Source organism: Robinsoniella sp. RHS, from assembly GCF_001029355.1.
GTDB lineage: Bacteria > Bacillota > Clostridia > Lachnospirales > Lachnospiraceae > Robinsoniella > Robinsoniella peoriensis.
Map to the genome: position 1 here is coordinate 1 of NZ_JNGB01000153.1, position 7,108 is coordinate 7,108.

Genomic DNA, 7,108 nt, shown 5'->3' on the forward strand with positions numbered 1-7,108 from the left:
AGAATATTTGTCGGGAATGAGAAAAACAGATACGATATCTCCTGTTATGACTCAAGTAGTATATTATGGAGAAGAAGAATGGGATGGGCCGATGTCATTGTTTGATATGTTTGGGGATGAGGTAGATAAAGAGTTTTTAAGGCAGTATATACCGGATTATTCGATACGGGTAATAAACATTTGTAAGATTAAAGACTATGAGAAGTTTGAGACGGATTTAAAGGCAGTATTTGGACTGATTCAGAATAGGGATTCGAAGCAGGGATTTAAGGAGTTTATAGAAAAAAATAAAGAACATTACAAAAATATGGCATCAGATGCATATGAAGTTGCGGCAGTATTTATGCATAAGAAGCAGTTATTAGAATTTGAAAGATTAGCTAAAACGGAAGAAGGAGGGATAGATATGTGTAAAGCGATAGATGAAATGATATTAGAAGGGGAGCAAAGAGGAGAGTTAATAGGTTTTGAACTTATGGGGCGATTGGCAAAAAAGATGTTTGAGGATGGAAAAACAAAGGAATTTTTTGAATTTGCATGTGAGCAAGATAAAAGGCAGGATTTGCTGGAAAAGTATCAGATTATTTGAATAAAAATCAGAGATAAAGTGTCATAAATGGAGGAATTAGCAGCGTATTGAAAAATGATGTAATCATTAATAAGTATTTATCAGATAACGAAAGATTTGCAGACCTATATAACCATCAGGTGTTTCGGGGAAAAAAGCAGTTATTAGAATTTGAAAAATTAGCTAAAACGGAAGAAGGAGGGATACATATGTGTAAGGCGATAGATGAAATGATATTAGAAGGGGAGCAAAGAGGAGAAAAAAGAGGAGAGTTAATGGGTTTTGAACTTATGGGGCGATTGGCAAAAAAGATGTTTGAGGATGGAAAAACAAAGGAATTTTTTGAATTTGCTTGTGAGCAAGATAAAAGGCAGGATTTGTTGGAAAAGTATCAGATTATTTGAATAAAAATCAAGGTATAAAAAATATTGGTGGAAAGAGGATAAGATTGAAAAAGATGTCATTAATAGTAAATGATTATAATCCATATAACATTATATAATAGTACATGCACAAGCAAAATTCGTGTGATTTACTTGCAATTTTTTAAAAAGTACGGTATTATGCGTATAGCAAATAATAAAATGATGCCATATTCCTGTGGCGATGATAGAAAAGTGGAGGAACACGATGAGCGATAATATAAATGTAGCTGAATTGTTTGGCCAGAATGTATTCAATGATAAGGTGATGCAGGAACGTCTTCCCAAAAAGGTATATAAAGAGTTACATAAGACAATTGATGAAGGTAAAGAGCTGGATCCGATGATAGCAGAAGTGGTTGCTGCTGCCATGAAAGAATGGGCAGTAGAAAAAGGTGCAACCCATTATACACACTGGTTTCAGCCATTGACGGGATTTACTGCAGAAAAACACGATTCATTTATTACAGCTCCAAACCAAGACGGTTCCATTTTGATGGAGTTTTCAGGAAAAGAGTTGATTAAAGGAGAGCCGGATGCATCTTCTTTCCCTTCGGGCGGACTTCGTGCTACTTTTGAAGCAAGAGGATATACCGCGTGGGACTGTACGTCTCCAGCATTTGTAAGGGAAGACGAAGGTGGTGCAATTCTCTGTATCCCAACTGCTTTTTGCTCCTATACAGGAGAAGCCTTAGACCAGAAGACACCGCTTTTACGCTCGATGCAGGCTGTACAGACACAGGCACTGCGTCTAATCCGCCTTTTTGGCAATACAACATCTAAGAGAGTCACTCCTTCGGTAGGCGTTGAACAGGAATATTTTATTGTAGATAGAAAAAATTATTTAAAAAGAAAAGACCTGATTTTTACAGGCAGAACGTTATTTGGAGCGATGCCTCCAAAGGGACAGGAATTGGATGATCATTATTTTGGCGTCATCAGACCGAGAATTGCCAAGTTTATGAAAGAGGTAAATGTAGAACTCTGGAAGCTGGGGGTATCGTCAAAGACGCAGCATAATGAAGTTGCTCCCGCCCAGCATGAACTTGCACCTATTTATGCACAGTGCAACGTAGCGGCAGATCATAACCAGATTATTATGGAAACATTGAAGCATGTGGCTGAAAAACAGGGGCTTCAGTGCCTTCTTCATGAAAAGCCTTTTGCAGGCGTAAATGGATCTGGTAAACATAATAATTGGTCTCTTACAACCGATGATGGAATTAACCTTTTGGAGCCAGGTAAAACACCTCACGAAAATATACAGTTTTTATTGATTCTGACTTGTATTCTTAAAGCAGTGGACATACATGCGGATTTATTACGCGAATCTGCAGCAGATGTTGGAAATGACCATCGTTTAGGAGCCAATGAAGCACCGCCGGCGATCATTTCTGTATTTTTAGGGGAACAGTTAGAGGATGTATTGACTCAGCTGATTAGTACCGGTACAGCAACGCACAGTTTGAAGGGTGGAAGACTTCACACAGGTGTTAAGACATTACCAGACTTTAACAAAGATGCAACAGACAGAAACAGAACCTCACCGTTTGCCTTTACCGGTAATAAATTTGAATTCCGTATGGTAGGATCAAGGGATTCTGTAGCGGAATGTAATGTAGTAATTAATACTATAGTAGCAGAAGCTTTTGCAGAGGCTTGTGAAGTATTAGAAAAAGCAGATGATTTTGATCTGGCAGTGCATGATCTTATAAAAGAATATGCAAGCGAACATGAGAAAATTGTGTTTAATGGAAATGGATATTCCGAAGAGTGGGTGGAGGAAGCGAAGAGGAGAGGTTTGCCTAATATCACATCAATGGTAGAAGCGATTCCTGCACTTGTAACAGATAAAGCAATAGAATTATTCAGTAAATTTAATGTATTTACAAAGCCGGAATTGGAATCCAGGGCTGAGATTCAATATGAGGGATACTCTAAAGCAATCAATATTGAAGCCAGGGCAATGATTGATATCGCCAGCAAACATATTATTCCGGCAGTGCTGCGTTATATACGTAATCTTGCAGACACGGTAAATGCAGTAGTTCAGGCAGGGTTAGAGGCTCAGGTTTCCATAGTGCTGCTGAAAGAGGCTACCGAATTACTTGCAGTTACGAAGAAGGAACTTACCCATCTGGAAGAAGTAACAGAAATAGCAGCAAGTAAGCCGTCAGGCCAGGAACAGGCTATGTATTATTATCAAGAAGTAGATAAAGCCATGGCCAGACTTCGTATTCCGGTGGATCAGTTAGAGATGATTGTGGATAAAGGGGAGTGGCCTATGCCATCTTATGGTGATTTATTATTTGAGGTATAAAAAGAAGATTTTGTACTCACACTCCCAAATAATTATTTTTATTGAAAAGAAAAGTTATTTAATATAAGTTTTACTATTTATGTAAAAATAGCCTGCTGATAACAGGATAATCCAAGCAAAATAAATGATCTTTGGGTTAATCTTGAATTAAGCAGGTTATTTTAATATTTTATCAAAAAAAACTCCCTATAAAGGGAGGATGCCAGGTAGCTGTCCTACCTGGCATTATTATGAAAAAGTTTATTCAAAATAGTAACTTAATACTTAAGAAGTTGTCTTTTGTTCCTGTTGATAATATTATTATATGCAATAGAAATGAAGAAAGAATGTTAGTTAAGTAAAGGTTTTTTGAATGACAAATGAATAAATTATGAACACGTTTCTTGTTGATTTTTCGAAATCAATATTACTCCTTGCATAATAAAAAGAAAAGTATTATAATAAGGGACATCTGAAATGACGAAGGAGGTAATAGACATGGCAAAAGTAACAAAGGACATGCTGATTGGCGAAATCATTGGATTAGATCCCCAAATGCCTGTTGTGCTGATGGAAGGTGGAATGCATTGCGTTGGATGCCCGTCTTCACAGGCTGAATCTTTAGAAGAAGCAGCTATGGTTCATGGAATCGAACCAGATGTTTTAGTAGCAAGACTGAATGCATATCTGGACAGCGTAAGTAAATAGATGAAATCATAAAAAAGCCGCATCGATCGATGCGGCTTTTGATTGTTAAAAAGTAGATGGGCAATCCTGCTTGACAGGCATTTGCAGATGGTTTTAAAGCAATGCTAGTTTCTGCAATGCATCTTCTGCAACAATCTGTTCCATGTGCTCCGTATAAAATGCTTCTGTTGCAGCGGAATATTTGCTGCTCATGCCATATTCTGAAAGAATATTACAAATTTTATTAAATTCTTCCGGTGTATGGTCAGATTTGCTGATGATCAGATGATAAGTTTTCGCATGATCATCTTTGTAAAGAGAGTTATAACCATTATAACTTCCGTTTAAAACACCGGCAACCCGTATTACTGAATCCAGCTGGGGAAATTTGTATAATTTTGTCAGGTTATATGGTATATCTAATACAGGCTCCTGCTTTGAAGATTTCTTCTTCGTACTTGCAGGTGTTTTTTCATTCAGTGACTTCTTAGCTTCCTGAATTTTCTTGAATAAACTTAAAATATCGTCCGCGCCTTCTAATTTTGAGGGTGAAGCAGGTGCGGCATCTACTGTTTCACTGCCGTCTGTCGGAGCAAATTTTGCAAATCTTGTATCCAGTTCTTCCGGATCTTCTACCTTTGTAATAATGAGAATAATGGAATCCTGGGAAACTGGAATTGCCTCTATCATCAGTGGAATGTCATTTGCCTCAAATCCAAACTCATAGGCAGCTTGCTGCATCATATCACGAAACAGAGATTTTGCTTTATCTGTACCATAGGCAAGTTCGCTTAATTTTAATTCGCGATCAATAAGGTCTTCCTTCGTCAGCGTACAGCGTATCTGATTGTCGTTGATTTTTTCTATCTTCATATAATCACATCCTATCCAAATATGATACGAACACATCGGGTTATTCTTGCAGGCAGATAAAGCTGCCGCAAGGTCGAAGCGCTTGTAAAACTTAATGTCTTCTTATATTTATATTATATACTGTTACATACAAATATGTAAAGTAAATCACTGGTTTATTTCTTCTTTTTTATACATTTTCATCCATACCCATCTGATCCCAAATACGTGAAAACTGCGATAAATCATATCATTACTGGGTAACCCATAGTATAAACAATCTTTGTATATAAGTCAATACACTAGAATTAGTAATTTTTAAAAAAATTACTTGATTTTTCATAACTTATTATATATAATAAACGTTAAGAGAAGATATAGGACATAAAAAGAGATAAAAAGGAGGGGAGAGTAGCCCGGAAATATTTATATTCTTTTTGATTCTATATTTCAATATATCTGATCAGCGATATTCTTCGCAGATTTCGAGCAATTAATTCATTGCATTTTTCCAATTAAGTTAAATTGAATTCACCTGTTGAGATGATTCTATAAACTCTGGATTTATGTCCCTGTTTTCTCTTAGATGTAGTTGATATTATAAAGACGAAAGCTGTAAAAAGCCTGCGCATTTGAAAATAATATATCACATGCACCTAAGGAAATTTCAGATGCGTACAGATGTCTAGGAAGTGAGTGATGAGGATGAAACCAGAAAAAAATAAAAAGCGTAAAAAGAAAGTTCCGCTTAATGCTCTGCTGTATCAGGAATTAGAAAGGTACGATGAGGCAGGGGTTTCTCTGTGGCTGGACGGAAAGCCCAGTGATCCCGAAAGCATCGCAAGAGCATGCACAGCGAGAGAGGAAAATAATTATATGAGGGATTATTACAGCAATGACCGTAATGAAATTTACGGTATTGGGTTCGATAAAATATAACGCTGTTGAAGACAAGGCCCCCTTTGCAATCAAATGGCAGTAATTGTATAAAAAATGTCGATTTATGTAATGACGAATCGTAAAAATGTGTTATACTAGACAGGTGGAGAGATAAATAAAACAGGAGGTGCAATGAATGAAGAAAAAAATTGTACCGGTTATAGCCGCAGTTGTCATGATTGCGATCGTTGCTTTAATTGGTATAGCTACAAAAGTTGTAGAGAAGTACACGCCAACTAATGAAAGGATGAGCGTGGAAGAATACTTTGGAATCACAAATGAAAATGAAATGGCGCTGATCCTTCAGGATCAGGTGGTTGAATATAAGGGATTTTTATCTGGTGATACTGCGTATATCGATTATGAAGCGGTTAAGAATTATTTAAACAGCCGTTTCTATTGGGATGCAAGTGCCAATATCTGTATCTATACTACACCTACGGATATCATAACGATACCGGCAGGGAAAAAAGAGTATACTGTTTCAGCAAATAAACAGAATGAAAATTATGAAATTGTAAAAGTAGATGGGGATAAGGTATATCTGGCAGCTGATTTCGTGCAGAAGTATACGAATATGGATTATAAAATAGAAAAAGATCCAAGCCGCATGATTGTTACATATAAATGGGGTAAAGTTACTTATGCAGATTTGAAGAAGTCAGAAAGTGTCCGTTATCAGGGCGGAATTAAAAGTCCGGTTCTGACAGATGTAAAGAAGAATGATCAGGTAACAGTCCTGGAAGTAATGGATGACTGGACCAAGGTGATGACGAAAGACGGGTATATTGGTTACGTACAAAATAAGCGTCTGGCAAATTCACGTGAAGAAGAGACAAGCAGAGATTTTGAAGAACCGGTATATACCAGCATTACCAGGGATCATAAGATTAATCTGGTCTGGCATCAGGTGACAAACGAAGACTCTAATGCAGCTCTCGCAACTGATATTGCAGAGTTGAAAGGGGTAAATGTAATTTCACCAACCTGGTTTTCTATTGCTGATAATGATGGAAACCTCACCAGTCTGGCAGACGCGGATTATGTTAAAACTGCACATGCCAACGATCTGGAAGTCTGGGCATTAATTGACAATTTCAGTGAACAGGTGGATACTACAAAGGTATTAAGTTCTACAGCGTCCAGAGAAAAGATTACAAATCAACTGATTGCATCCGCAATTCAAAATGGCTTTGAAGGAATTAATGTGGATTTTGAGACAATTCCGGAGGATGCTGCAGACGGATATATTCAGTTCATTCGTGAACTTTCAGTAAAATGCCGCAAGAATGGAATTGTTTTATCCATAGATGATCCGGTTCCGAAGCCGTTTACGGCACA

Annotated in this window: 7 protein-coding genes; 6 read left to right on the forward strand and 1 reads right to left on the reverse strand. The window is 37.2% G+C overall.

Translation table 11 applies throughout. The annotated features are described in order from the left end of the window. The 4 genes from RHS_RS26755 to RHS_RS26770 form a co-directional block, all read left to right on the forward strand. Positions 1-589 (forward strand): Rpn family recombination-promoting nuclease/putative transposase (locus RHS_RS26755; protein WP_395023583.1); only part of this gene is annotated, 589 nt, incomplete at its 5' end. 47 nt (positions 590-636) lie between these two features. After that, positions 637-972, forward strand: a complete 336-nt coding sequence (locus RHS_RS26760) for a hypothetical protein (protein WP_047834892.1) — start codon at positions 637-639, stop codon at positions 970-972. 226 nt (positions 973-1,198) lie between these two features. Further along, positions 1,199-3,310, forward strand: coding sequence for a glutamine synthetase III (locus RHS_RS26765; RefSeq protein WP_027295174.1), 2,112 nt, complete (start codon positions 1,199-1,201; stop codon positions 3,308-3,310). A 477-nt stretch (positions 3,311-3,787) separates the two neighbouring features. After that, positions 3,788-3,997: a DUF1858 domain-containing protein gene (locus RHS_RS26770; protein WP_027295173.1), complete on the forward strand. Its 210-nt coding sequence runs from the start codon at positions 3,788-3,790 to the stop codon at positions 3,995-3,997. A 93-nt stretch (positions 3,998-4,090) separates the two neighbouring features. Here the strand turns inward: RHS_RS26770 and RHS_RS26775 are convergent, their stop codons facing one another. After that, positions 4,091-4,849 (reverse strand): adaptor protein MecA, encoded by a 759-nt coding sequence (locus RHS_RS26775; RefSeq protein WP_027295172.1) that lies wholly within the window; start codon positions 4,847-4,849, stop codon positions 4,091-4,093. 678 nt (positions 4,850-5,527) lie between these two features. Between RHS_RS26775 and RHS_RS26780 the strand changes: the two genes are divergently transcribed. Together RHS_RS26780 and RHS_RS26785 are read left to right on the forward strand one after the other, a co-directional pair. Beyond that, on the forward strand, positions 5,528-5,767 hold the full coding sequence (locus RHS_RS26780) for a hypothetical protein (RefSeq protein ID WP_027295171.1): 240 nt from the start codon (positions 5,528-5,530) through the stop codon (positions 5,765-5,767). A 136-nt stretch (positions 5,768-5,903) separates the two neighbouring features. Next, positions 5,904-7,108 (forward strand): SH3 domain-containing protein (locus RHS_RS26785; protein WP_047834893.1); only part of this gene is annotated, 1,205 nt, incomplete at its 3' end.

Bases quoted from the DNA above. Each gene is read 5' to 3' on its own strand.
- RHS_RS26780 (WP_027295171.1), top strand. From the start codon at position 5,528: ATGAGGATGAAACCAGAAAAAAATAAAAAGCGTAAAAAGAAAGTTCCG.
- RHS_RS26775 (WP_027295172.1), bottom strand. From the start codon at position 4,849: ATGAAGATAGAAAAAATCAACGACAATCAGATACGCTGTACGCTGACG.
- RHS_RS26765 (WP_027295174.1), top strand. From the start codon at position 1,199: ATGAGCGATAATATAAATGTAGCTGAATTGTTTGGCCAGAATGTATTC.
- RHS_RS26770 (WP_027295173.1), top strand. From the start codon at position 3,788: ATGGCAAAAGTAACAAAGGACATGCTGATTGGCGAAATCATTGGATTA.